Genomic DNA, 23,776 nt, shown 5'->3' on the forward strand with positions numbered 1-23,776 from the left:
CCGAGCCAATCGAGTTCTCAGCCTGAGCGAGGCCCCTGGTGCCTGCCCGGCAGGCGTGTGCGGGCCAGCGCGCCGCGCACGCCCGAGTCGCGGACGTCGTGCCAGAACGACAGGCATGCCTCTTCGATCCGGACGCCCAGGACGAGCGGCGCCACGCGTTTCTCCAGGTCGGGGACGTCGACGAGGCGTTCCAGCATCTTCTGGAACTCCTCCAGCCGGCCCTGGTGGTAGCGGACCTGCGTCTCGGCGAGCCGTTCCGCCGTCCCCGCGTCGCCGAGCTCGCTGAAGAACAGCTTCAGCTCGGCCTCGTTGCGGACCTGGAAGACCTCGGTGGCGGGGTCCCGGAGCCATTCGCGCAGGGCCTCGCGGCCCGCGGGCGTGAGCGAGTACGTGCGGCGGCGGCGTCCCCCGGTCTCGGCGGACTCCTCCAGCAGCCCGGCCTCGGCCAGCCGCCGCGGCTCCACGTACAGCTGGCTGTGCGGGAACGGCCAGAAGTACCCGACCGACCGCTCGACGGCCCGCTTGAGCTGGTAGGACGAGCTGGGCCCGCGCAGGCCGATCAGCCCCAGCACGAGGTAGGAGCTGGACGAGAGATTGATCGCCATGCCGCGGACCGTACCGTCCATTCGGGGCGGTCGCGGAGGCATCGGCAGGGAGACGAGGCGTCAGGCAGTTCAGTCAGGCAAGAGACGAGGTGTCAGGTGGGGAGGTTGCTTGGTTCGGGGTTGGGCGGCCGGTCTACCTCCAGGGTGTCGGCGAGGAGGGCGCGGGTGTAGGGGTGTTCGGGTCCGGTTAGCACCGACTCGACCGCGCCCGACTCCACGACGTGGCCCTGGCTCAGGACGACTACGCGGTCGCCGATGCTGCGGACGACGGCGAGGTTGTGGGTAATGAAGATCATGCTCAGGCCGTCGTCCTGCAGCGTCCGGAGCAGTTCGACGACGGAGGCCTGGACGGAGACGTCGAGGCCGGAGGTGACCTCGTCGCAGATCAGCAGCGAAGGGTCGCAGACGAGCGCACGGGCGATGGCCACCCGCTGGCGCTGACCGCCTGACAGTTCGGCGGGGTAGCGGTCCGCGAGCCGCCACGGGATCTCGACGCGCTCCAGCGCCTCCTTCGCCTTGGCGCGGGCGGCCTTGCCCCGCACTCCGTAGAAGTGCTTGAGCGGCACCATCACCGAGGTCGCGACGGTCTCGCGGGGGTTCAGCGAACCGTAGGGGTTCTGGAAGACGTACTGCATCTGCTGCTTGACCGCCTTGGTCCGGTCTCGCAACCGGGGCGGAAGCGGCTTCCCGTCCATCTCGAAGGTGCCGGACTGCTCCTCGTGGAGCCCGATCAGGCAGCGGGACATGGTCGTCTTGCCGCTGCCCGATTCGCCCACGACCGCCAGGCATTCGCCGGGAGCGACGTCGAAGGACATGTCGAAGAGGACCTGGGTCCGGCCGTAGGAGGCGTTCAGGTCCCGCACGGTGAGGACGGACGCGCCGTCCTGCGTGCTCTCGACGCGCTCCAAAGGCTCCTTGACCAGGACCGTCTGGTTCTGCCGGACGTGGTCGACGCGGACGCAGCGCGCCGCGCCGCCCGCGGGCGTGGCGACGAGCGGCGGCGCGGACTCGCGGCAGCGGTCCTCGGCGAACGCGCAGCGGTCCGCGAACACGCAACCGTCGAACTCGGCTCCCGGTGCGGGTGCACGACCAGGGATCGAGACGAGCGGCAGCCGCTGGCGCGTCGACGGCACCGACTCCAGCAGCGCGATGGAGTAGGGGTGCGCGGCGGAGAGCAGGACCTCCTCGCGCGACCCGGTCTCCAGCACCTGCCCCGCGTACATCACGGTCACCAGGTCGCCGACGGCGCCGACGACCGCGAGGTCGTGCGAGACGAACACGGCGGCCATGCCGCTGTCCGCGCAGAGGCGGGCGACCATCTCCAGGACTCTCGCCTGGGTGGAGACGTCCAGACCGGTCGTGGGCTCGTCGAAGACGATCAGCTCCGGGCCCTTCGCCACGGCCATCGCGATCGCCACCCGCTGCTGCTGGCCGCCCGAGAGCTCCTGGGGGTGACGCCGCAGGAAGGCATCGTCCGAGGGCAGGCCGACGGTTTCGAGGACCTGGCGGATCCTCGGCAGGTTCTCCTTCTTGGCGCCGACCATTCCCTCGGTCAGCTGGGTGCCGATCCGCATCGCCGGGTTGAGCGCCGTCGCGGGGTCCTGCGGCACGAAGCCGATGAGCTTCTGGCGCGCCTCGCGCAGGTCGTTCGGTGCGAGCGCGAGCAGGTCGACGCCGCCCACCACGACCTTGCCGCCGGTGATGTTCGCGCCCTTCTTCGCGAAGCCGAGCAGCGCCAGCGCGACCGTGCTCTTCCCCGAGCCCGACTCGCCGACGAGGCCCATGACCTGCCCGCTCTCCAGGGTGAACGACACGTCGTCGGCGATCACGCTGCCGTCGTCGAGAGCGACGGTGAGGCCGGTGACTTCGACCGCCTTCATGAACGAGCCCCTTCGGTGCGGCCGATCACGCGCGCGGCGCCTTCGGCGAAGAGATTGCCCCCGATGGTGAAGAGGGCGACGCAGGCGGCGGGAATCACGACGGCGAGCGGCTGGATGGCGAGGCCGTCCTTGTTCTCGCTGACCATGAGCCCCCAGTCGGACGCGGGCGGCTGGACGCCGAAGCCGAGGAAGCTCAGCGAGGCGAGCCCGACGACCGACCACATGAGCCTGAGCCCGATCTCCACCATGAGCGGGGAGGTCACGCTCGGCAGCACCTCCCGCATGAGGATGTGGCGGGACGAGAGCCCGACCGTCCGCGCCCACATGACGTGCTCGCGTCTCATCACCGGACGCGCCGCGCCGCGCATCACGCGCGCCATCCCGGGCGTGAGCCCGATCGCCACCAGGACCACCAGGATCACCCGGTTCGGCCCGAGCATCGAGATGAAGAGGATCGCCATGATGATCGTCGGGAACGTCAGCAGCACGTCGACGAGCCGCATGAGCAGCGTGTCGACGACCCCGCCCGCGAAGGCCGCGACCAGCCCGATTGCGGTGCCGAGGATCACGCCGCCGGATGTGGCGACGATCGCCATCCAGGTCAGGTTGGCTCCGCCGCTGAGGATGCGGGAGACGATGTCCCTGCCCAGCGAGTCGGCGCCGAGCAGCAGGCCGTCGCCGGGCGGCGCGTACGGCTTCGCGAGGACCGCGGTCGGCGAGTGCGGCGCGAGGAAGGGGCCGACGACCGCGAAGGCGATCATGGTCAGCAGCATGATCAGGCCGAGCCGGGTCTGCCGGGAGGTCAGGACGCGGCGAGTGAGATTCGCGGGCGGAGCCTGGTCCCCCTGCTCCCTGGGTCGCGTTCGGATCATGGCCGGACGCTCCTTCGTTTGTCAGCGGGACTTGTTCAGGGTTCCGAGTACGTCGGCTAGCTGGTTGAAGCAGAAGAACGCGACCGCCATCAGCATGATGATGGCCTGGATCATCGGCAGGTCGTGGCCGGCGACGGCGTCCACGAGCGCCGAGCCGATGCCCGGATACGCGAACAGGTACTCGATCACGACCGAGCCGGCGATGGTGTAGGCGGCCATGATGCTCGCCGCCGGGATGCTGGGTGCGAGGGCGTTCGGCAGGGCGTGCCGGAACAGGATCCGCCGCATCGACAGGCCCTTGATGGTCGCGAGCTGCACGTACTCGCTCTCCAGCACGTCGATGAAGGACACGCGCACCAGGCGTGAGAGATAGGTGACCCCTACGAGCACCATGACGGCGAGCGGCATCACGAGCTGCCGCGGATGCTCCCAGGGCGCGTCCCCCGGCGGGATGATCGAGACCGGGGGGAGGACCTTGAAGACGACGGTGCCGAACAGGGCGATCACGAGGCTGCCGATGACGAAGTCCGGCGTCGCCGTGACGATGAGCGAGGTGCCCAGGTAGGACCGGTCCAGCAGCCTGTCGCGGAAGACGGCCGCGAGCAGGCCGACCAGCAGGGACAGCGGCAGGATGAGCACCATCGCGATGACGGTCAGCGTCGCGGAGTTGAAGATCCGCTCGGCGAGGAGCTCGGACACGGGCTGACCGCTCACCAGCGAGTTCCCCATGTCGCCGGTGAGGACGTTGCTCAGCCAGTCCCAGTACTGGCTGAGCAACGGCTGGTCGAGGCCCAGGTTCTGGTTCAGCTGGGCCACCTGCTCGGCGGACGCCCCGGGCCCGAGGATGATGTGCGCGACGTCGCCGGGCATCGCCTGCGTCGCCACGAAGACGATGACGGAGATGCACCACAAGGTCACCAGGCCCGTCAGCGCACGCCGCCCGATCTGCCACGCGAGGGCGGATCGCCGGGAACGGCTCGGGGCCGGGGCGTCCTTGACCGTGTTGTCGGTCGTCGTATCAATAACCGTCACCGCGACACCGCCCTACTTGCTCACTGGTCGAGGCCGACCTTGGTGAAGTCGTACAGGTTGCCCGAGGGGAATTCGGGGATGAGGCCGCTCACCTTCGAGGAGTACACGCTCACCGTGGGGTTCGTCGCGGTGAGGATGCTCGCGCCGCGCTCGTACTCGATCTTCTTCATCTGCTTCTGGATCTCGCACTGCTCCTGCGCGTCGGCGGTGGCGTAGAGCTTCTTGGCCAGGGACTTGAACTCCGAGTCGTCCCAGTGGTTGTGGTTGAGGACGGCGTCATTGCTGATCATTTCGGGGACGCCCTCCAGGTAGGGGCGCGTGTCGTAGCCGGTGTAGAACGTCCACTCGCCCCACTTCTCCAGGTAGGCGCCGAGCTCCATCTTCTGCACCTTGATGGTCACGCCGATCTTCTTGGCGTCCTCGGCCAGGATCTGGACGAGCTGGAGCATGCCCGGCTTGTTCGCGGCGGTCCGCAGGTCGATGGTGAGGTTCGACTTGCCCGCGTCCGCCAGCAGCTTCTTCGCCTGGTCGAGGTTCTGCTCCCGCTGGGGGACGGCCGGCACGCACTTGTCGAAGCCCGAGTGGTCGTTTGCGACCTCGCCGAGCCCGTCGAAGGCGTTGGTGAGCGCGAGCTTGCGGTTGACGATAAGCCGCATCGCCTGCCGGACGCGCACGTCGTTGAAGGGCGGGCTGTCGGCGCGCATGCCGATGGAGACCTTCAGGTTCACGTCGCTCTTCATGACCTTCAGGCCCGGCGTCTTCTCGATCGTCGGCAGCGAGGTCTGGAGGATGTTGGAGCTCGCGTCGATCTGCCGGCCGATCAGCGCGTTGGTGGACGCCTCCGCGGTCTTGAAGCTGATGATCTTGACCTGGTCGAGCTTCGGCTTCGGGCCCCAGTAGCCGTCGAACCTCTTGACGAGCGTCTCGCGCCCGGGGGCGAACGAGACGAGCCGGAACGGGCCCGTCCCCATCGCCTGCTCGGGCTTGGACCCCTTCTTGTAGAAGATGATGTTGCTGTTGGTGACGGCGAACTCGAACGGCCCGTACGGCTTGGGCAGCTTGAACTTCACCGTCAGGTCGTCGACCTTCTCGATGCCCTTCGGGTCGATGAAGTCGATGTAGTTGCGCTCGATGAGCGCGTTCTTCTTGTCGAGGACCCGCTGGAAGACGGCGATGACGTCGTCCGCGCTGAACGCGCTCCCGTCATGGAACTTGACGTTCGGACGGAGCTTGACCGTCCACTCGGTGTTCTCCTTGTTGTGCGTGATGCCGGTGGCGAGCGCCCACTGGTAGCCGCCGTCCTTCGTCCGGTGGGCGAGCGGCTCGAACATCGTGGCGTTGCGGACGTAGAAGTCCTGCGATCTCAGGTTCGAGTAGGCGTCGAGGGAGGAGATCGTGCTGGCGACCACGCCGACGCGGAGCATGCCCCCGGACGCGCCCTCCCCCTCCGACGAGCCCGTGGAGCATGCGGCCGCGAGGCTGACGAGCATCGCGGACGCCACTACGGGCGCGAGTGTCCGGGGGCGTCTCCTGTGCCCCTTACCGACCAATCGACTCAACATCCTTCCTCCTTGGAAGACGCTGGTGCGGGTGCGTTGGGAGCGCTTGTAGTTTGTATGACGTACGAAAGCAGACGTAGTACGGCGCGTCAATAACGCAGGTGGACCTGATCTGCGGAGAAGGCGACGGTCGAGCGGCAGGCCAGCGGTAAGAACGTACAGCCAGCATGCCGCTGCACTCGGTGAAGATTGACCGACGGTGGAACGTATGATTATCCTACGTCAGACAAAAATCGAGGAGAGGGCATGTCAGAGACCGGACCGGACCTGCGGATCGACCGCCCCGCGGAGACCGTTCCGCAGCTCGTCGTGCGCAGGGTCCGGCAGGCCATCCTCGAAGGCACGCTGTCGCCGGGACGGCGGCTCACCGAGCGCGAGCTCATGGAGCTCACCGGCGTGAGCCGGACCTCGATCCGCGAGGCGGTCCGCCACCTCCAGGCGCTGGGGCTCGTCGAGACGTCGGGCCGGAAGGGCGTGCGGGTGGCGGTGCTCGGCAGCGACGACGTCCGGCAGCTCTACGAGGTGCGCGCGGCGCTGGAGTCCGAGGCCGCGTCGCTCTTCGTCCAGCGCGCCACCGACGCCGAGGTCCTCGAACTGGTCAAGCTCACGCGACCCGGCAAGAGCGACGACGACCAGCTCTCCTCGATCTACCATTTCGACGAGCTGCTGCTGGCGGGGGCGAGGAACGCCCTGCTGACCTCCACCCTCGTGCCGCTCCACGCGCGCATCCACGCGCTGCGCCGGCTTTCGCTCACCATTCCGGGACGCCGGGAGCGGTCCGAGCAGGAGTATCGCGACCTCGTCGCGGCGATCACGGACCGGGACGCCGACCGCGCCGCCCAGCTCGCCCGGAACCACGTGGACGCCGCGAAGGAGGCGGCGCTGGCGGCCATCGCGAAGCTGGAAGAGGAACGAGCCTCCGGAGCATGATCGCCCAGGCCGGGATCGGATGAGCGCCGCCCTTCAGGAGGCCGCCGTATGAACGCGCACGCACCCTTCTCGAACAGGTTCCTGTACTGGATCGCCCTCGACTTCGCCGGCTCGGACCCGGCGGACGTCGCGCGGTTCAACCGGTTCTACGACGAGACGCACGTCCCCGAGGTCTTCGCGAGGCATCCGGGGTTCGTCGCCGCCCACCGCTACGCCCTCCAGGTGCCGGACTCGCGAGGCGACCTCGGCGCGACGTACCTGGCGGCCTACGAGGTCGAGAGCGAGGAGGCGGCCGACGCCTACCTCGCCGGAACGGACACCGGCGACGGCACCCGTCCCGCCTACACCGACGACCCGCCGCTGTGGCCCGATCTGCTCACCCATCGATGGCGGGTGGTCTACGAGAAGGTCGCGGAGACCTCGCCCTCGGCGGGCGTCCCGGACGGGATCTACATCATCGGGATCGACCCGCCCGCCGACATCGGCGACGGGCTGGCCGAGTTCGAGGAGTTCTACACCAACGTCCACGTGCCCGAGGCGGCGTCCATCGGCGGCTTCAGCCGGGCGACCAGGTACGCGCTGCGGCACGCGATCGAGCATCCGGAACCCGGCTGCCCGCGCTACCTCGCCGTCTACGAGCTGGCGGACGCCAGCGACGAGAAGGTCCTCGCGACGCTGCGCACGCTGCTGAAGGCGAAGACCTGGACCCCGGGCCCCGCCTCCTGGCCCAGGCACACGACGCCATGGCGGCTCTGGTACCGGAACATCTCGTTCACTCCACGGGAGCCGTTCACTCCAGGGGCGACGCGGCCGGACGGAGCGACCGTCCGGCGACCTTGATGAGGGGGAGTCATGTTCATCCTCGACACCCAGATCCATATGTTCCTGCCCAACACTCCGGACCGGCCCTGGCCCGACATCGGCGAGACCTACAACGGGAAACCGGAGTCCACCCCGGAACAGATCCTGCCCAGGATGGACGAGCTCGGCATCGACGCCGTGGCGATCGTCCCGGCGATCTGGGCGGGGGACGACAACGGGCCGGCGCTCGGCTGGGCCGCGGAGCACCCGGGCCGGTTCGGCGTGATGGGCAGGTTCAACCTCTGGGACCCTGACCGCGAGCGCATCGAGCGCTGGTTCGACGATCCGTGGATGCGCGGCATCCGGATGAGCTACCCGGATTTCCGCGGGCGCGACTGGATCGACGTCGACACGTTCCCGTGGTTCTGGGAGGCCGCGGAGCGGCTCGGCATCCCCCTGATGCTGCTGATCTACGGCCCCGAGGTCCGCAAGGTCGCCGGGATCGCGGAGCGGCACCCCGATCTCCGGCTGATCGTCGACCACATGGGCCTGATCATCGGCGACCCGGACACCCAGGACCTCTGGGCGCACATCGACGACATCTTCCCGCTGGTGAAGTACCCGAACGTCTACATGAAGTTCTCCGCGATCCCCGACTACACGTCCGAGCCGTACCCCTACCCGTCGCTGACCCCGACGCTGCGCCGCGTCTACGACGCGTACGGTCCGCAGCGGCTCATGTGGGCCTCGGACACGACGCGCGTACGCGGCGCGACCTGGCGGGAGAACCTCGACCACGTGCGGTACACGCTCGACTTCCTCAGCGAGGAGGACAAGGTCTGGATGCTCGGCCGGACGGCGGCCACGGTGCTGAACTGGCCCCGTCCCGAAGGCGGCTGGGAATGGGAGCGCCCCGCCCCGGACGCCATCGGTCCGGACGCCACCGGTTTGAACGGCATCGGTCCGGACGCCACCGGGGCGGCGCGCTAGCCGATCACACGAAAGGATCGTCATGACCATTGCCACGCCTTCGGGCGCCGACCTCTACGCATCCTGGATCGACGGATCGTGGCGCGAAAGCGACACGCGGTACCCGGCGATGAACCCCGCCGAAGGACGGCCGTTCACCGATCTGGCGGCGGCCTCGACGGGCGACGTGGACGCCGCCGTCGCCAGCGCCGGGGCGGCCTTCCGCAAGACCCGCGGCGCGCGGCCCGCCACCCGCGCCGAATGGTGCCGCTCGGCCGCCCGGGCGCTGCACGCCGCGCACGAGGAACTCGCCGAGGTGCTCTCCACCGAGCACGGCAAGCCGGTCGCCGAGGCCCAGGGCGAGATACTCTTCGCCGTTCGCGGGCTGGAGATGGCCGCGGAGTCCGTCCTCGCCCTGGGCGGGGAGACGCCGCACGTGCAGGACGCGAACAAGCGGGCGATCGTGCGCCGCGAGGGCCTGGGCGTGTGGGCGGTCATCACCCCGTGGAACTTCCCGGTGAACATTCCGGTCGAGTACATCGGCCCGGCCCTCGCGTCCGGCAACGCCGTCGTGTGGAAGCCGGCCCCCACCACGGCCGTCGTGGCGGCGAAGTTCCGCGAGATCCTCCTCGCGGCGGATTTCCCGCAGGAACTGCTGCAGCTGGTGATCACGAACGAGGTCGCGGTCGCGAGCCACCTCGTGACGCATCCGGGAATCGCCGCGGTCGGCTTCACCGGCGGCAGCGGGACGGGCCAGGCCATCGCCAAGGCGGCCTGGGACAAGAAGCTCCTGCTCGAACTGGGCGGTAACTCGCCCGTCGTCGTCCTCGGCGACGCCGACCTCGACATCGCCGCGGCGGCGATCTCGAACGCGGCGTTCTGGAACGCGGGCCAGGTGTGCAGCGCCGCCGGCAAGGTGCTGGTGGCGGCGTCGTGCGCGGCCGAGCTCACCCGGCTGCTCGCGAAGCAGGCGACGGACACGGTTCTCGGGTCCCCGCTGGATCCCGAGGTCACGATGGGACCGGTCCACCTGGAGTCCGGCATCGCCCGCTACGACCGGTTGATCGCGGACGCCAGGGAGCGCGGCGCGGACGTCGTGACCGGTGGCGAGCGCGTCCAGGACCAGGACGGCTTCTTCTATCCGCCCACCGTCCTCACCTCCGTCGGACGCGACGCCGCCCTCTTCTCCGAGGAGACCTTCGGCCCGATCGCCTCGCTGTCGGTCTTCGACGACGAGGACGACATGGTCGCGGCGGCCAACGCCGGTGATTTCGGGCTCGTCGGCTCGCTGTTCACGACCGACGTCTCCAAGGCGTTTCAGATCGGCGAGCGCATCGACTGCGGGCTGGTGGTGGTCAACGACACCTCCAACTACTGGGAGTACAGCCTGCCCTTCGGCGGCGCGGCCGGCCGCCGGTCCGGCCGGGGCCGGCTCGGCGGACGCTGGGTCATCGACGAGTTCAGCCAGGTCAAGACCCTCGTGATAGACGTCCGGTGACCCACCGGGCCGCACTGGGCACGTCCCCCGGATTCAGCGGGGGAGGGGGAAGGCGGGGAGCCCGGGTTCCGGCTGGACGTTGATCGTGCTGAGCATCGCGGTGACCGTCCAATAGCGGCCGATGACGGCGATCTCGAACAGTTCACTGCAAACCATACGTTTCAGACGGTGACCTGTTCCGGGATCGAGTGGACCGTGGCAAATCGCTCCGGCCAATGGGTTCTATTTGCGCAGGTCAAGAGGTATTTCGGGAGGCGTTGTCGGCAGATCTCGCCAATCGGGAACCTGACGATCAGGGGAATCTGACAATTCTTTGGAGCGGTCGAGAGTGGTTCAGTTCTCGGCCTGCGCTGGTCATGCGCGCCCGAACCGTTCGTCGTGATCGAGGTCTTGCCCGCAATCGGACGGAACGTTAACGTTCAGCTACCCGATAGGAAAGTTTCCTATCAGATGGAGTTCGCATGCCCCGCTCCCCTCCATCGCCCCGATGGACGCGGCCGTGCCGCTCAGGCAGACGCGGCTCGTCTCCCCGGCCCGTGGCCGTCTCCCCGGCCCCGGACGCCGTCGGCCCCGTCCACGCCCCGTCATGACCACCCCAAAGGCAAGGACCCCCCGCATGAAGAAGTCACACCGCAGGCTCGCCGCCGCCGCGGCGGGCGTCGGCATCGCCCCCCTCGTCGCCGTCATCCCGGCGACCTCCGCCTTCGCGCACGGCTACGTCTCCGCGCCGATGAGCCGGCAGGCGCAGTGCGCCAAGGGAATCGTCCAGTGCGGCGCGATCAAGTACGAGCCGCAGAGCGTCGAAGGCCCCAAGGGCCAGCGCACCTGTAGCGGCGGCAGCCGGTTCACCGAGCTCAACGACGACAGCAAGGGCTGGCAGGCCACCAGCGTCGGCCAGTCGGTGACCTTCACCTGGACGTTCACCGCGCGGCACCGCACGACGAACTACGAGTACTACGTCGGCGGCCGGAAGGTCGCGGACGTCAGCGGCAACAACCAGCAGCCGCCCTCCACCGTCTCCCACAACGTCAACCTCGGCGGCGTGAGCGGACGCCAGAAGATCCTGGCGATCTGGAACATCGCCGACACCGCCAACGCGTTCTACGCCTGCGTCGACGTCAACGTCCAGTAACGACCGTCCGGAGCCGCCGGAGGTTTCGCGAACTCGCGGCGGCACATCGGCGGCTGGTAATGGACGCGGCCGTGCCGCTCGGGCGGACGCGGCCCGATCTTCCGGGCCGTGGCCGTCTCCCCGGTCCCGGACGGCGTCCGGGACCGTCCGTCCGCGCCACGTCATGACCACCCCAAAGGCAAGGACCCCCCGCATGAAGAAGTCACACCGCAGGCTCGCCGCCGCCGCGGCGGGCGTCGGCATCGCCCCCTTCGTCGCAGTGATCCCGGCGACCTCGGCCTTCGCGCACGGCTATGTCTCCGCGCCGATGAGCCGGCAGGCGCAGTGCGCCAAGAGAATCGTCCAGTGCGGCGCGATCCAGTACGAGCCGCAGAGCGTCGAGGGGCCCAAGGGCCTGCGCAGCTGCAGCGGCGGCAACGCGGGATTCCGCGAGCTCGACGACGACAGCAAGGGCTGGCAGGTCAGCAGCGTCGGCCAGTCGGTGACGTTCACCTGGACGTTCACCGCCCGGCACAGCACGCGGAACTACGAGTACTACGTCGGCGGCACGAAGGTCGCGGACATCCCCGGTAACAACAAGCAGCCGCCGGCCACCCTCTCCCACAACGTCAACCTCGGCGGCGTGACCGGGCGCCAGAAGATCCTGGCGATCTGGAACATCGCCGACACCGCCAACGCGTTCTACGCCTGCATCGACGTGAACGTCCGGTAACAACGATCCCGGAGCCGCCGGAGGCTTCGACGACTCGCGGCGGCACATCGGCGGCTGGTAATGGCCGGCTCGCTCCGCACCCTGTGGCGGGCCGCACCGCGTGAATTCGCAAAGGATGTGAAGTGGTGCAACGCAAAACGACGCTGCTCGGCGCCGCGCTGCTCGCGGCGGGGGCGCTGTCGGCCATTCTGCCGATGTCGTCGGCGACCGCCGCGGACTGCGCGACGGCATGGAACGCCTCCAAGGTCTACACCGGCGGCGCGGTCGCGTCCTACAACGGGCACAACTGGGCCGCGAAATGGTGGACGCTGAACGAGTCACCGGGGAGCACGATCGTGTGGGCAGACCAGGGGATCTGCGGTGGTTCCAGCGGTCCCACCGACCCGCCCACCGACCCGCCCGGCAGCAGCGCCTTCGTGGTGACCGACGCGCAGTTCAACCAGATGTTCCCGAGCCGCAATTCCTTCTACACCTATGCCGGTCTGACCGCCGCCATCACGGCGTACCCCGCCTTCGCCAACACGGGCGGCGACACGGTGAAGAAGCAGGAGGCGGCGGCTTTCCTCGCCAACGTCAACCATGAGACCGGCGGGCTCGTCCACATCGTCGAGCAGAACAAGGACAACTACCCGCACTACTGCGACAGGAGCCAGCCCTACGGATGTCCCGCGGGGCAGGCCGCCTACTACGGCCGCGGACCCATCCAGCTGAGCTGGAACTTCAACTACAAGGCCGCGGGCGACGCGCTCGGCATCGACCTGCTGAACAACCCGTGGCAGGTGGAGCGGGACGCGGCGACGGCGTGGAAGACCGCCATCTGGTACTGGATGACGCAGAACGGCCCGGGCACCATGACCCCGCACAACGCGATGGTCAACGGCCGCGGATTCGGCGAGACGATCCGCAGCATCAACGGCGGCCTGGAATGCAATGGAGGAAACCCGTCGCAGGTGCAGAGCCGGGTGAACGCCTACAAACGGTTCACTCAGCTTCTTGGCGTTCCCACCGGAGACAACCTGACCTGTTGACGGAGTGAGTGTTTTTCGTCCGGCCGTCCGCGGGGGGCACGAACCGACCGGGGACCAAGGATGAAAGGTGCTCGACATAGATCGGGCGACATAGATCGGGCGATCGCGGATCGAACCCCTCGCGCGCGATCGTCCCCGCGTCCGACCCGCGTCCGGCCACCCACCGGGCGCGGGTCGTTCGCCTTCCTAGCCCTTGGTGGCGGGGACGTAGAGGCGGATGTCGTCGACGTGCGCCGAACCCTCGTAGTAGTTGAGGTGCGGGTCCCCGATGATGAACGAGTCGGGGTAGGCGGAGCCCTTCGGCCAGGTGTGCGCAGTCGTGAACGTCCCGGCGGGGCCGGTGTGCTTCAGCGCGCGGTCGAAACGGCCGTCGTATTCGCCCGGGGTCTGGTTGTAGTGCCAGATCGGGCGGCCGTCCTCGACGAAATCGTGGTGGACGCGCAACGTCGTCTGCCCGGTGTTGAGGAACGGGCCGCTCATTTCGAGCGTGTATCCGGTCCGGTCGCGTTCGATGGCGAACGTGTAGGACGCCTTCGGCAGCAGTTCCGGCCTCAGTTCGGCGCTGGTGAGGTGCTGGCGGAACTTGCCGCCCGGCCCGTACGGCTTGTCCATGGACACGTTCCCGCAGGCCGTCTTGATGTAGTACTCGTTGCTGATGTTGTTGTTGGACGCCTCGCGGAACTTGTCCCCGCGGACGAACAGCGCGTTGACCCCGTTGAAGGTGCCGTCGAACGTCCGGTAGATCTCGCCCGTCTTCGGGTTGCAGGTCCCGGCGCTCTTCCAGCGCTCGTCGTCGCTGTAGTAGCCGTCCATGATGACCTTGCGCCGGTAGTGGATGCCGGGGTTGCCGTGCGGCGCCGGGGTCGCGTAGTCGAGGATCGTCAGGTAGTAGAAGCCGTTCTCCCGCGTCACGTCGGGATAGTCGCAGCGTGACTTGCCGGGGAGCGCGCCCTGGAACGTCCACGGGTACCGGGTCTTGCAGGGCTCGCGGGTGTAGCCGTTGTGCTTGCCGTCGTAGTCGAAGGTGCCGCCGCGCTCGCCGCCGAAGTCGATGCCGCGCAGCGTCATCTCCACGCGGTAGCGCGGCGGGAGCGGGCGCGTGGGCCGGATCAGGACTCCGGCGTCCCAGCTCGGCTCGGAGATCCGCGCGGCCTTCTGCCCGCCCGGCAGGGACGCGGTCGACAGCCCGGGACGCGAGTCGGGACGGCCGTCGCGGTCCTTGTCGACGGCGGCGACCTCCGCGGTCAGCCAGCCGTCGCGGCCGAACGCGACGCGCTTGCGGAAGACGTTCAGGGTCGCGAGCTGCTGCGCGAACAGCGGGCCGCTGATCTTCTTCCAGGCGTCGCCGTCGTCGTCGAACGCGTCGACGTGCCACGGGCTGTCCGGCCCCTGCGGGTCGCGGCGCCACGGGGCCCCGTCGACCTTCAGCGGACGGTCGAAGCCCTCATGCTCCACCAGGACCCAGCGTCCCCCGGCCGTGCCGCCGGACGCGTCCACGCCGCCAACGGGCCAGGCCACCGCCGGGACGATCATCGCCGCCGTCGTTCCCACGGCCACCAGGGTGACCTTCCACGATCTGCTCAAGGCGAGCCCCCTCTCGCGGGGACCCTACGGCCGCCGGCGCCCGCCCCTAGTGGCACGGCGCGGGGTCTTGCCCGCCCCTTGGCCGAGTCCGGCAGCCTCTCTTGCAATAACGTTGCAATTGCGGCTTGAATGCACCCATGTGACCGGTTCGTGAAGGGGACCCATGACTGAAACGACGACGACCTGGCAGGAATGGCAGGACATCTGGGACCGCCAGCAGGAGTGGTACATGCCCGACCGCGAGGAGCGCTTCCGCGTCATGCTCGACACGGTCGAGGCCGTCGCCGGGCTGGAACCGGTCGTCCTCGACCTCGCCTGCGGGACGGGCACCATCACCGACCGGCTGCTGAAGCGCTTCCCCGGCGCCCGCGCCACGGGCGTCGACCTCGACCCGGCGCTGCTCACGATCGCGCGCGGCCATTTCGCCGGCGACGACCGGGTGGAGCTGGTGACCGCCGACCTGACCGACCCGTCCTGGACCGGCGCGCTGCCGCACCGCTCCTACGACGCCGTCCTCACCGCCACCGCCCTGCACTGGCTGGACACCGAGCCGCTCCGCGTCCTGTACGGGCAAATCCGCGGCGTGCTCCGGGACGGCGGCGTGTTCCTCAACGCCGACCACATGACCGACGAGTCCACACCCCGCCTCAACGCGGCGGCCGAGGCGTTCCACGCCGCCCGGCAGGAACGCGAGCGGGCCGCGGGCGCCCTCGACTGGCCGGACTGGTGGACGAAGCTCGTCGCCGACCCCGTCCTCGCCGAGCCGACCCGGCGCCGCTTCGAGATCTTCGGCGACCCCCGCAGCCCGGACGGCGCGCACCACGCCGACCGCCCGACGACCACGCGATGGCACCTGGACGCCCTGCGCGACCAGGGCTTCGCTGAGGCCGGCCAGGTCTGGTGCTCCCACAGCGACGCCATGGTCGCCGCCCTGCGGTAGCCGCCAGGTATCAGGTGGCGGGGCTGGGTTCCGGTACCGCGCGTCGCGGGGCGCTGACCGCGTAGTACAGCAGGACCATGCCCGCTATCTGCGCGAGGTGGTACACCGACGTCGGGTCCAGCGCGACGCGGCCGGTGACGTCCGGGTCGAGCGCCTTGGTCCCCGCCGCCGCGCCGCTGGCCGCCAGCGCGATGATCATCGGGACGGCCATCGGGTCGCGGCGGCGGGCCGCCACGCCCCACAGGATCAGGATGCTGACCATCGTCAGGCTCTCGCAGGCCAGCAGCGCGGTGACGCCCGCATGCCCGGTCGCGGCCAGGCAGGCGTAGGCCACGATCCCGATCGAGCGCAGCAGCCAGAACGTCCGGTGGTGGCGGGGCCCGAGCACCTCGGCGACGGTCCCGGCCAGCAGGTACGACACCGCGATCACGACCATGGCGCTGATGACGGCCCAGCTCGGCTCGTCCCACCGGTCCGAGAACTTCACGAAGCCGTGGTGGACGAACCCGGCCAGCGCCGCGATCCCCGCCCACCAGAAGGACGTGCGCCAGTACCGGTGGACTTCGGGGGCGTGGCCAAGCCGCATCGCGAGCAGGACCACGACCAGCCCGAGCGCGAGGTCGCTCAGGGCGGGTGCGGGTTCGGCAAGCATACGTGCACGTTACCGGTCAAATTACTAACAGTGCGTTGGTGCCGTACGTATAGCATGAACGGTGACTTCGCCAGGGGCGCGCCGCGGGGGGCGGTAGCGCCCGTCGCCCTCATGCCGCGCCATGGAGTCTCCTTCCATGAGCTCTCCCTCACACTCGCACCGGAGAGTCCACAGAGCGATCATCTGCGTCGACATCGAAAGGTTCACCCGCCCCGGCCTCAACGACCTCCAGCGGGCGGACATGCGCAGGGGTCTCTACGAATCGCTTGAACGGGCCTTCACCTGGGCCGGGATCAGCTCGGACGACCGCTACCACGAAGACCGCGGGGACGGCGCGTTCTACCTCGTCCCGACCGAGGGCCCGCAGTCGCGGCTGGTCGACCCGCTGCCCTTCCACCTGGCCGCCGAGCTCGGCCGCCACAACCGCACCGTGGCCGCCGACACCCGCATCCGGGTCCGCGTCGCGCTGCACGCCGGGTACGTCCACCACGATCCCAAGGGCGTCGTCGGGACGGCGCTCAACGAGGCGTTCCGGCTGCTCGACGCCCCCGAGGTGAAGAAGGAGCTGGAGGAGGCGTCCGGCGACCTGGCGTTCATCGCCTCGGCGCGGTTCCACCACGACGTCATCCGCACGCGCCGCGTCTTCGACTCCTCCGCCGACCGCATGGTGCGGACGACGGGCAAGGAACCGCACGCCGAGGCGTGGCTCTGCGGGTTCGCCGAGCAGCTGCACGCGGGCCGCGAGTTCTGCGCCGCGCTGGCCCGGATCCGGGACGCCCTCGCCGCCGCCAAGGCGACGGTCCAGGAGGCCCGGGAGGTCCGGGAGCAGACGGTCGAGAAGGTCGCCGCGCCCGTCCCGGACGTCTCCGACCCGGCGGACGGGCTGCCCGGCCGCCTCGCCGCGCTGGACGAGCCCCGCCCGGGGCACCGCTGGGCGCGGCTCCTCGCCACCGCGGCGGAACTCGAACGGGACGCCGCCGCGGCGCTGGAGCAGGCGGAAACGACGCGCGACGCCGTCAAGGGGCCGCTCGCCGTGCGCAGGGAGCTGCGCGGCCAGCTGGAGTCGCTGCAGGTGATGGCCCGCAACCTCGGACGCGCCGAAGACCCCCGCCTCGACGACCTGTACCGGTCGGCCCAGGAACTGCTCTGGACGGCCCCGTGCGATCTGGCGGCCGCCGAGTCGGCGGTGCAGCGCTACCTGCGGGAGATCCAGGAAGGCTAGGAAGGGAGGGCCGATGACCGGAGCGAAGCGAGGATCTTCGGGCCGACCCCCCGGGGGTCTGGGGGCCGCCCCTCAGAAAAGCAGGGCCCGATGAGTTCGATGAGCCTGTGCACCTATTGCCGCAGGGGCGTCGTCCGGTCCGGGTTCTGCGGGTTCTGCGGGATGGCGCCGCCGTCCGGGCCGCCGCCGGGAGGGGCCGGGCGGCCGGAGCGGCCGCCGACCGAGCCGTGGTCCGGGCCGACCGAGCCGTGGCAGGGGCCGGCGGGGCAGACGCCGTCCAGGCGCATCACCCCCTACGGGCTGCTGGACATGGCCGGCGTGCCGCCCGTCCCGTACCGCGATCCCGAGTCGGCCGTCCTGGCGGACGTCCCCGGCGACGAGCCCGCCCCGCAGCTGCGTCCCGGCGAGGTGGTCGGCGGCCAGTACGAGGTGCAGGGGTGCCTGACGCACGGCGGCCAGGGCCGGCTCTATCTCGCGCACGACAACAACGTCGGCCACTGGGTGGTCCTGAAGGGCCTGCTGGACACGGGCGGGGACGCCTCCGACGTGCCGGAGTCGGAACGGGCCGCGCTCGCCGCGGTGAGCCACCCCAACATCGTGAAGATCCACAACTTCGTCCGGCATCCGATGGGGGCGGCAGGGGGCACCGGCAGGGCGGGCGTCCAGCGCTACATCGTGATGGAGTACGTCGGCGGCCGCTCGCTCCAGGAGTTACTCGACGCCCGGCGCCGGGACGAAGGCCCGCACGCCGTGCTCCCCGTCGACCACGTCATCGCCTACGGCATCGAGATGCTGTGGGCGCTCGACTACCTGCACACCCGCCGCATCCTCTACTGCGATCTCAAGCCCGCCAACGTCATGCAGTGCGAGCAGCGGATCACGCTCATCGACCTCGGCGCGACCTGGCGCATCGACGGCAGCCCGCCGGGCGCGCCGCTCTACGGCACCCACGGCTTCGGGGCGCCCGAGCTGCCCGCGCGGAGCCCGTCGATCAGCTCCGACGTCTACACCGTCGGCCGGACGATGGCGGTGCTCAGCTTCGACTTCGACTACACCGGCGAGTTCGAGTCGAGCCTGCCCGACCGCGACGACGTCCCGCTGCTGCAGCGGTTCGACTCCTACGACCGGCTGCTGCGCCGCGCCACCCACCCGGACCCGGCGCGCCGGTTCGGCGGCGCGGCGGAGATGGCGGAGCAGCTGTTCGGCGTCCTGCGGGAGGTCATGTCCGCGCCGCGGAACGCCGACCCGTGGCCGGTGCCGTCCACGCTGTTCGGGCGGGAGCGGATCGCCGTCGGCACCGAGATCGCCCCGCCCGACCGGGCCGGCGCCGACCGGGAGGGGCCGGTGCTCGGCGTCCTCGCCGCGGACGCCGCCGCGGCGGCCCTACCGGTGCCGGTGATGGACGAGCCGGACGAGGTCGCCGGGCTCGCGGAGCTGACCGAGCGCGGCCCCGTCGAGATCGTCGAGACGCTGACCGCCCGCGCCGCCCGCCAGGCGCCCTCCCTGGAGGAGAAGCTCGCCCTGGTCCAGGCCCACCTGGACCTCGGCCACCAGGCCGAGGCGGCGGAGGCGCTCGCCGAGCACCTGCCGCCCGAGGGGCGGCCGCCGTCCGATGAGAACCAGCCCACGGCCGACGAGGACGTCGACTGGCGCGTCCTCTGGTACCGGGGCGTCACCGCGCTGATGGCGGAACGGTTCGCCGAGGCGCAGGGCCTGTTCGACGGCCTGTACGACCGGATGCCCGGCGAGGCCGCGCCCAAGCTGGCGCTGGGGTTCTGCTGCGAAGGGTCCGGCGACCTGGCGGCGGCCGCCCGCCGCTACGAGAGCGTCTGGCGGACCGACCGCGGCTACCTCAGCGCCGCGTTCGGGCTGGCCCGCGTCCGGCTGGCGATGGGGGACCGCGCCGGCGCGGTGGACGCCCTGGACGAGGTCCCGTCGCTGTCCAGGCACTACGGCGCCGCCCAGCTCGCCGCGATGGCCGCGACGCTGCGCGACCGCCCGTCCGGCGAGCTGTCCAGGGAGGTGCTGCAGAAGGCGGCGGCCCGGCTCGACCACGCGCGGGTCGACGGCGAGCGCCGCCGCCAGCTCGTCGCCGAACTGCTGGAGGCCGCGCTGGCGTGGGCCGATGCCACCGGCGCCGAGCATCCCGACACGACGCTGATCAACGCGCGGCTGACCCGCGAGGGGCTGCGGAAGGAGCTCGAACGGACCTACCGGGCGCTCGCCCACGTCGCCGACGACAGAGACACCCGGCACGCGCTGGTCGACAAGGCCAACGAGGTGCGCCCGAGGACGTTCTTCGGCCCCTGACCCCCCTTTCAGACCCCGACCAGACCGGCCCGGCCGGTCTGACCCGGCCAACCGACCCGGACCCCGCCCCGGCCCCAGGAAGGTGATCGATGACTGACCGCCCCGACTTCGCGGTCGAGATCCACCAGAACCCTTACCTCCCGGTGGACGCCACGCAGGTGCACGCCATCGTCCGGGTCACGGCCCGCACCGGCCGCCCGCCCCTGCCCGCTGTGTCCGCGGTGTCCGCCTCCGCGTCCGCGGCGCGGCCGTCCACGGCGGCGGAGGTCATCATCATCGACACCTCCGCGTCCATGGCGGGCGAGCGGCTCGTCGAGGCGCAGCAGGCCGCGAAGGCGGCGGTGGACGCGCTGCGCGAGGACGTCGACTTCGCCGTCGTCGCCGGGTCCCGCGACGCCGCCATGGTCTACCCGCGCGACGTGCTGCTCGCCCCCGCGACCGACCGCGGCAAGGAGGCCGCCAAGGTCGCCATCTCCAAGCTGACCGCCGCGGGCGGCACCCGGATCGGCCGCTGGCTGAGCCTGGCCGCCGAGCTGTTCGACGACTCCCGGCACGGCATCCGGCACGCCGTCCTGCTGACCGACGGCCGCAACGAGCACGAGACCGCGGAGGAGCTGGACGCGGCGCTGACCGGCTGCGCGGGCCGCTTCGTCTGCGACTGCCGCGGCGTCGGCGCCGACTGGGACCCGGCCGAGCTGCGCGAGGTCGCCACCCGCCTGCTCGGCCGGTTCGCGGTGGTGGCCGACCCGCGGCACCTCACGGCCGACTTCACCGAGATGATCGGGCGGGCCATGGGCAAGGCCGTCGCGGACGTCGCGCTCCGGGTCTGGACGCCCGACAAGGTCACGCTGCAGTTCCTCAAGCAGGTGTATCCGGCGCGGCGCGACCTGACCGGCAAGCGGATCGAGGTGGACCCGCACGGGGAGGGCCCGGCGACGGGCGACTACCCGACCGGCATCTGGGGGACGGAGAAGCGCGACTACCACCTGTGCGTCACGGTGCCCGTCGGGAAGCCGTACCAGCGGATGCAGGCGGCGCGGGTGTCGGTGGTGGTGCCGGGCCCCGACGGCGAGCCGGAGGTGACCCTCGCCGAGGCCATGGTCCTGGCCGAATGGACGGACGACAAGGCACGCTCGACGGGGCGGCACTCGTCCGTCGAGCACTACTCCAGGCAGGAGGAGCTCGCCGACTCCCTCAGCGAGGGGCTGACCGCGTACCGGCAGGGCGACGACCAGACCGCGAGCAGCAGGCTCCGGCGGGCGCACGAGCTCGCGGAGAGGACCGGCAGCAGCGGCACGTCGCAGCGGCTCGACCGGGTCGTCGCCCGGGAGACCGGCGAGGTCAGGCCACGGCAGCACGTCGACGCCGCCGACCTCATCGCCCTCGACACCGAATCGAGCGAATCGGCGCTCCGTCCGCCCGGCGAGCCCGAGGACGACGCCGAACCCGAGCCCGAGGTCAAGCCGAAGGCCGACGACGATGAGGGCGAGGGGTGAGCGTGTCCGGGAGACTGTTCCGGCTGCACAGCGTCCCGCGTCGCGTGCAGGCGCTGACGGCCGCTGTCCTGCTGGCGGTGGTCGTGCTGTTCACCGTCACCGGCGTCGCGCTGTGGGACGCCCGCGCGGCCCTGCGCGCCATCGGCTACGACGAGGGCCCGATGGTCGTCGCCACCAACGACGTCTACCTCGCGCTCAGCGACATGGACGCCCAGGTCACCAACGTCCTGCTGACGGGCGCCGAGGAGGAATGGCTCTGCGACGTCGAGATGGACGGTGGGCCGTCCTGCTCGCGGAGCCTGCCGCGCTACTTCTACGACATCCGCCGCGAGGACGCCCAGCGGGCGGCGCTGCAGGCCGCGCGCCTCGCCGAGGACGCCGAGGACGACCAGATGCGGCTGCGGACCGTCCAGTCCGTGCTGGACGGCCTGCACCTCTACGACCAGCGCGTGCAGGCCGCGATGGAGCGGGGCCGCCGCACCGACCACGCGTTCGGACGCCTCCCGGAGGACGCGGCCGTCGAGTACCGGGCCGCTACCAGGATCATGACCGAGGACCTGCTGCCGAAGGCCAACAACCTCACGCTGGCGGGGGCGGCGGACGTGGAGGCGTCCTACGGCGACCCGCTGTCCCGGATGCGGTCCGGCCGGATCTGGGTGCTGGTGCTCGGCCTGACGGTGCTCGTGGCGCTCGCCGGGCTGCAGGCCTATCTCGCCAGGCGCTTCAAGCGGGTGATCAGCCTGTTCCTGGTCGCCGCCGCGATCAGCACGACGGCCCTGACGGTGCTGGCCGCGTCTCTGCTGGCGACCGAGGCCGACCGCGTGCAGACGGCGAAGGAGGACGGCTTCGACCCCGTCCTGCGGCTGTCGCGGACGCGGGCGACCGGCAAGAGCCTGAACGCCGACCGCGTCCGCGCCCTCCTCGACCCGGCCGACGCCGACCGCTACGACCAGACCTATTTCGAGAAGTCGCAGACGATGCTGTACATCCGCCAGGCCAACGACCTGGAGTCGTACTACGCGATGCTCGACACGCGGGTCGGGCGCTACGGCGAGGACTCGCACAAGGTGGACTTCGGCGGCTTCTACGGGACCGAGGCGACCGAGGCCATGGCGCGTGGGCAGCAGACGCCCGTCGGCACGCTGCTGGACCGCTACCGCGACTACCAGCAGAACGATCGCCGCGTCCGGGAGCTCGCCCGCGCCGGGAAGCTTGAGGACGCCGCCAGGGCGCACGTCGACCCGCGCTGGCATTTCCTGTCGCACCCCGGTTTCCGGCAGCACGACTCCGCGCTCGACGCGCGGGTCGTCCGCCATCAGCTCGTCGTCGACCGCATGGTGCGGGACGGGGAGGGTGCGCTGGAGCCCTGGCCGTGGGCGCTGCCCGCGTCGGCCCTGTTCATCGCCGCGCTGGTGGTGGGCGGCGTGTGGCCGCGGCTGGCGGAGTACCGCTGATGGGCACGCAGCGCAGCACGAATGAGCAGAGCAGCACGAATGAGCAGAGCAGCACGAGTGAGGGGAGCGGACCGTGCGCGCGTTCCGGAACGCGGTGATCGTGATCGTGGCCGTCCTGCTCGTCGGCGTAGCGCTGGCCGTGTACCGCGCCGGCGGCGGCGAGGGCTCCGCGTCGATCCTCGGCAAGAAGTCCCTGCGGATCGGGGTCAAGTCCGACCAGCCGCGGCTGGGGCTGCGGATGTGGGACGGCTCGTTCGAGGGCTTCGACGTCGACGTCGCCACCTATGTGGCGGGCCGGCTCGGCGTCGCGCGCGGTGACCTCACGTTCATCGGGCTGACCTCGAACGAGCGGGAGCAGGCGCTGCGCGACGGCACCGTCGACATGGTGTTCGCCACCTACTCGATCACCCCGGAACGCAAGGAGAAGGTCACCTTCGGCGGCCCGTACTACGTCGCGCACCAGGACATCCTCGTCCGCGCCGGGGACCGGTCGATCGAGAACGTGAGCGACCTGCGGGGCAAGCGGCTCTGCCAGGCGGCCGGGTCGAACTCGTGGCGGCGGGTGACGGAGGAGCGCAAGGTGGCCGCGGAGCTGGTCCGCGCGAGCAACTACAGCGAGTGCGTCACCGCCCTCAAGGAGGACCGCATGGACGCGGTGTCCACCGACGACCTCATCCTCGCCGGGTTCGCGGCGTCGAACGGCTCGGGCACCACGATGGTCAAGGCGCCGTTCACCAACGAGAAGTACGGCGTCGGCCTCAGGAAGGGGGACATGGCGGGCTGCCAGGCCGTCAACCGCTACCTGACCGAGATGTACCAGAACGGGACCGCGAAGACGCTGCTCACCGAGTGGTTCGGCTCGGTGGACTTCGCCGTCGGCACCAGCGTCCCCGAGTTCGAGGGCTGCACCTGACCTGCACCTGAGCCAGGCCCGGACGTGGTGGCCCAGACGTAGTGGGCCAGACAGCACAGCGGCGGGGGGGGGGGGGGGGGGGGGGGGGGGGGGGGGGGGGGGGGGGGGGGGGGGGGGGGGGGGGGGGGGGGGGGGGGGGGGGGGGGGGGGGGGGGGGGGGGGGGGGGGGGGGGGGGGGGGGGGGGGG

General features: G+C 70.6%; 21 protein-coding genes. 13 read left to right on the plus strand and 8 right to left on the minus strand.

What is annotated here, in order from left to right; all coding sequences use genetic code 11:
- Window positions 1–17: 17 nt before the first annotated feature.
- From ACH34S_RS40715 to ACH34S_RS40735, 5 genes are all read right to left on the minus strand, one after another.
- Window positions 18–605 (minus strand): PadR family transcriptional regulator, encoded by a 588-nt coding sequence (locus tag ACH34S_RS40715; RefSeq protein ID WP_395958282.1) that lies wholly within the window; start codon window positions 603–605, stop codon window positions 18–20.
- A 92-nt stretch (window positions 606–697) separates the two neighbouring features.
- The gene (locus tag ACH34S_RS40720; RefSeq protein WP_395958283.1) at window positions 698–2,485 is read right to left on the minus strand and encodes an ABC transporter ATP-binding protein; all 1,788 of its coding nucleotides are present in this window, start codon (window positions 2,483–2,485) and stop codon (window positions 698–700) included.
- Window positions 2,482–3,357: an ABC transporter permease gene (locus ACH34S_RS40725; RefSeq protein WP_395958284.1), complete on the minus strand. Its 876-nt coding sequence runs from the start codon at window positions 3,355–3,357 to the stop codon at window positions 2,482–2,484. Before ACH34S_RS40725 ends, ACH34S_RS40720 begins: the two co-directional genes overlap by 4 nt.
- A 21-nt stretch (window positions 3,358–3,378) precedes the next feature.
- Complete coding sequence (locus ACH34S_RS40730) at window positions 3,379–4,389, minus strand: ABC transporter permease (protein ID WP_395958285.1); 1,011 nt, start codon at window positions 4,387–4,389, stop codon at window positions 3,379–3,381.
- A gap of 20 nt (window positions 4,390–4,409) precedes the next feature.
- Window positions 4,410–5,951: an ABC transporter substrate-binding protein gene (locus tag ACH34S_RS40735; RefSeq protein WP_395958286.1), complete on the minus strand. Its 1,542-nt coding sequence runs from the start codon at window positions 5,949–5,951 to the stop codon at window positions 4,410–4,412.
- A gap of 243 nt (window positions 5,952–6,194) precedes the next feature.
- On the opposite strand from ACH34S_RS40735, the gene ACH34S_RS40740 reads away from it, so the two are divergent.
- From ACH34S_RS40740 to ACH34S_RS40755, 4 genes are read left to right on the plus strand one after another with little or no spacing between them, the layout of a single operon-like run.
- Window positions 6,195–6,878 carry a GntR family transcriptional regulator gene (locus ACH34S_RS40740; protein WP_395958287.1) on the plus strand — a complete coding sequence of 228 codons (684 nt, stop codon included), beginning with the start codon at window positions 6,195–6,197 and terminating at the stop codon, window positions 6,876–6,878.
- A gap of 48 nt (window positions 6,879–6,926) precedes the next feature.
- Window positions 6,927–7,718, plus strand: a complete 792-nt coding sequence (locus tag ACH34S_RS40745; RefSeq protein WP_395958288.1) for a hypothetical protein — start codon at window positions 6,927–6,929, stop codon at window positions 7,716–7,718.
- A gap of 12 nt (window positions 7,719–7,730) precedes the next feature.
- Window positions 7,731–8,669, plus strand: coding sequence for an amidohydrolase family protein (locus ACH34S_RS40750; RefSeq protein WP_395958289.1), 939 nt, complete (start codon window positions 7,731–7,733; stop codon window positions 8,667–8,669).
- 22 nt (window positions 8,670–8,691) lie between these two features.
- A complete protein-coding gene (locus ACH34S_RS40755) occupies window positions 8,692–10,146 on the plus strand; it encodes an aldehyde dehydrogenase family protein (RefSeq protein ID WP_395958290.1) in 1,455 nt (484 codons plus the stop codon).
- Window positions 10,147–10,179: 33 nt separating this feature from the next.
- On the opposite strand, the gene ACH34S_RS40760 is transcribed toward ACH34S_RS40755, so the two are convergent.
- Entirely contained in the window at window positions 10,180–10,302 is a 123-nt protein-coding gene (locus tag ACH34S_RS40760; protein ID WP_395958291.1) for a hypothetical protein, read from the minus strand.
- A gap of 460 nt (window positions 10,303–10,762) precedes the next feature.
- Between ACH34S_RS40760 and ACH34S_RS40765 the strand changes: the two genes are divergently transcribed.
- The 3 genes from ACH34S_RS40765 (at window position 10,763) to ACH34S_RS40775 (ending at window position 13,018) form a co-directional block, all read left to right on the plus strand.
- Window positions 10,763–11,278, plus strand: a complete 516-nt coding sequence (locus ACH34S_RS40765; protein WP_395958292.1) for a lytic polysaccharide monooxygenase auxiliary activity family 9 protein — start codon at window positions 10,763–10,765, stop codon at window positions 11,276–11,278.
- Between the two features lie 193 nt (window positions 11,279–11,471).
- Entirely contained in the window at window positions 11,472–11,990 is a 519-nt protein-coding gene (locus tag ACH34S_RS40770) for a lytic polysaccharide monooxygenase auxiliary activity family 9 protein (RefSeq protein WP_395958293.1), read from the plus strand.
- Between the two features lie 122 nt (window positions 11,991–12,112).
- A complete protein-coding gene (locus ACH34S_RS40775) occupies window positions 12,113–13,018 on the plus strand; it encodes a glycoside hydrolase family 19 protein (RefSeq protein WP_395958294.1) in 906 nt (301 codons plus the stop codon).
- A gap of 186 nt (window positions 13,019–13,204) precedes the next feature.
- Here the strand turns inward: ACH34S_RS40775 and ACH34S_RS40780 are convergent, their stop codons facing one another.
- Window positions 13,205–14,602, minus strand: a complete 1,398-nt coding sequence (locus ACH34S_RS40780; RefSeq protein WP_395958295.1) for a hypothetical protein — start codon at window positions 14,600–14,602, stop codon at window positions 13,205–13,207.
- 163 nt (window positions 14,603–14,765) lie between these two features.
- On the opposite strand from ACH34S_RS40780, the gene ACH34S_RS40785 reads away from it, so the two are divergent.
- On the plus strand, window positions 14,766–15,542 hold the full coding sequence (locus ACH34S_RS40785) for a class I SAM-dependent methyltransferase (protein ID WP_395958296.1): 777 nt from the start codon (window positions 14,766–14,768) through the stop codon (window positions 15,540–15,542).
- A 10-nt stretch (window positions 15,543–15,552) separates the two neighbouring features.
- On the opposite strand, the gene ACH34S_RS40790 is transcribed toward ACH34S_RS40785, so the two are convergent.
- Window positions 15,553–16,194: a DUF6962 family protein gene (locus ACH34S_RS40790; RefSeq protein WP_395958297.1), complete on the minus strand. Its 642-nt coding sequence runs from the start codon at window positions 16,192–16,194 to the stop codon at window positions 15,553–15,555.
- A 136-nt stretch (window positions 16,195–16,330) separates the two neighbouring features.
- Between ACH34S_RS40790 and ACH34S_RS40795 the strand changes: the two genes are divergently transcribed.
- The 5 genes from ACH34S_RS40795 to ACH34S_RS40815 all read left to right on the plus strand — a co-directional run bounded on the left by ACH34S_RS40795 (window position 16,331) and on the right by ACH34S_RS40815 (window position 23,589).
- Window positions 16,331–17,416, plus strand: coding sequence for a hypothetical protein (locus ACH34S_RS40795; protein WP_395958298.1), 1,086 nt, complete (start codon window positions 16,331–16,333; stop codon window positions 17,414–17,416).
- A gap of 90 nt (window positions 17,417–17,506) precedes the next feature.
- Window positions 17,507–19,726 carry a tetratricopeptide repeat protein gene (locus tag ACH34S_RS40800; RefSeq protein ID WP_395958299.1) on the plus strand — a complete coding sequence of 740 codons (2,220 nt, stop codon included), beginning with the start codon at window positions 17,507–17,509 and terminating at the stop codon, window positions 19,724–19,726.
- Window positions 19,727–19,815: 89 nt separating this feature from the next.
- The gene (locus tag ACH34S_RS40805; RefSeq protein WP_395958300.1) at window positions 19,816–21,222 is read left to right on the plus strand and encodes a VWA domain-containing protein; all 1,407 of its coding nucleotides are present in this window, start codon (window positions 19,816–19,818) and stop codon (window positions 21,220–21,222) included.
- A gap of 2 nt (window positions 21,223–21,224) precedes the next feature.
- Window positions 21,225–22,676 (plus strand): hypothetical protein, encoded by a 1,452-nt coding sequence (locus tag ACH34S_RS40810; protein ID WP_395958301.1) that lies wholly within the window; start codon window positions 21,225–21,227, stop codon window positions 22,674–22,676.
- 73 nt (window positions 22,677–22,749) lie between these two features.
- On the plus strand, window positions 22,750–23,589 hold the full coding sequence (locus ACH34S_RS40815) for a glutamate ABC transporter substrate-binding protein (protein WP_395958302.1): 840 nt from the start codon (window positions 22,750–22,752) through the stop codon (window positions 23,587–23,589).
- The last annotated feature ends 187 nt before the right edge of the window (window positions 23,590–23,776 follow it).

This window comes from Actinomadura sp. 3N508 (genome assembly GCF_044326375.1).
Classification (GTDB): Bacteria; Actinomycetota; Actinomycetes; order Streptosporangiales; family Streptosporangiaceae; genus Spirillospora.

Excerpts from the sequence above, each read along its gene's own strand:
- ACH34S_RS40715 (WP_395958282.1), bottom strand. The coding sequence starts at position 605 with ATGGCGATCAATCTCTCGTCCAGCTCCTACCTCGTGCTGGGGCTGATC.
- ACH34S_RS40720 (WP_395958283.1), bottom strand. The coding sequence starts at position 2,485 with ATGAAGGCGGTCGAAGTCACCGGCCTCACCGTCGCTCTCGACGACGGC.
- ACH34S_RS40725 (WP_395958284.1), bottom strand. The coding sequence starts at position 3,357 with ATGATCCGAACGCGACCCAGGGAGCAGGGGGACCAGGCTCCGCCCGCG.
- ACH34S_RS40735 (WP_395958286.1), bottom strand. The coding sequence starts at position 5,951 with ATGTTGAGTCGATTGGTCGGTAAGGGGCACAGGAGACGCCCCCGGACA.
- ACH34S_RS40740 (WP_395958287.1), top strand. The coding sequence starts at position 6,195 with ATGTCAGAGACCGGACCGGACCTGCGGATCGACCGCCCCGCGGAGACC.
- ACH34S_RS40745 (WP_395958288.1), top strand. The coding sequence starts at position 6,927 with ATGAACGCGCACGCACCCTTCTCGAACAGGTTCCTGTACTGGATCGCC.
- ACH34S_RS40750 (WP_395958289.1), top strand. The coding sequence starts at position 7,731 with ATGTTCATCCTCGACACCCAGATCCATATGTTCCTGCCCAACACTCCG.
- ACH34S_RS40755 (WP_395958290.1), top strand. The coding sequence starts at position 8,692 with ATGACCATTGCCACGCCTTCGGGCGCCGACCTCTACGCATCCTGGATC.
- ACH34S_RS40760 (WP_395958291.1), bottom strand. The coding sequence starts at position 10,302 with ATGGTTTGCAGTGAACTGTTCGAGATCGCCGTCATCGGCCGCTATTGG.
- ACH34S_RS40765 (WP_395958292.1), top strand. The coding sequence starts at position 10,763 with ATGAAGAAGTCACACCGCAGGCTCGCCGCCGCCGCGGCGGGCGTCGGC.
- ACH34S_RS40770 (WP_395958293.1), top strand. The coding sequence starts at position 11,472 with ATGAAGAAGTCACACCGCAGGCTCGCCGCCGCCGCGGCGGGCGTCGGC.
- ACH34S_RS40785 (WP_395958296.1), top strand. The coding sequence starts at position 14,766 with ATGACTGAAACGACGACGACCTGGCAGGAATGGCAGGACATCTGGGAC.
- ACH34S_RS40790 (WP_395958297.1), bottom strand. The coding sequence starts at position 16,194 with ATGCTTGCCGAACCCGCACCCGCCCTGAGCGACCTCGCGCTCGGGCTG.
- ACH34S_RS40795 (WP_395958298.1), top strand. The coding sequence starts at position 16,331 with ATGAGCTCTCCCTCACACTCGCACCGGAGAGTCCACAGAGCGATCATC.
- ACH34S_RS40800 (WP_395958299.1), top strand. The coding sequence starts at position 17,507 with ATGAGTTCGATGAGCCTGTGCACCTATTGCCGCAGGGGCGTCGTCCGG.
- ACH34S_RS40805 (WP_395958300.1), top strand. The coding sequence starts at position 19,816 with ATGACTGACCGCCCCGACTTCGCGGTCGAGATCCACCAGAACCCTTAC.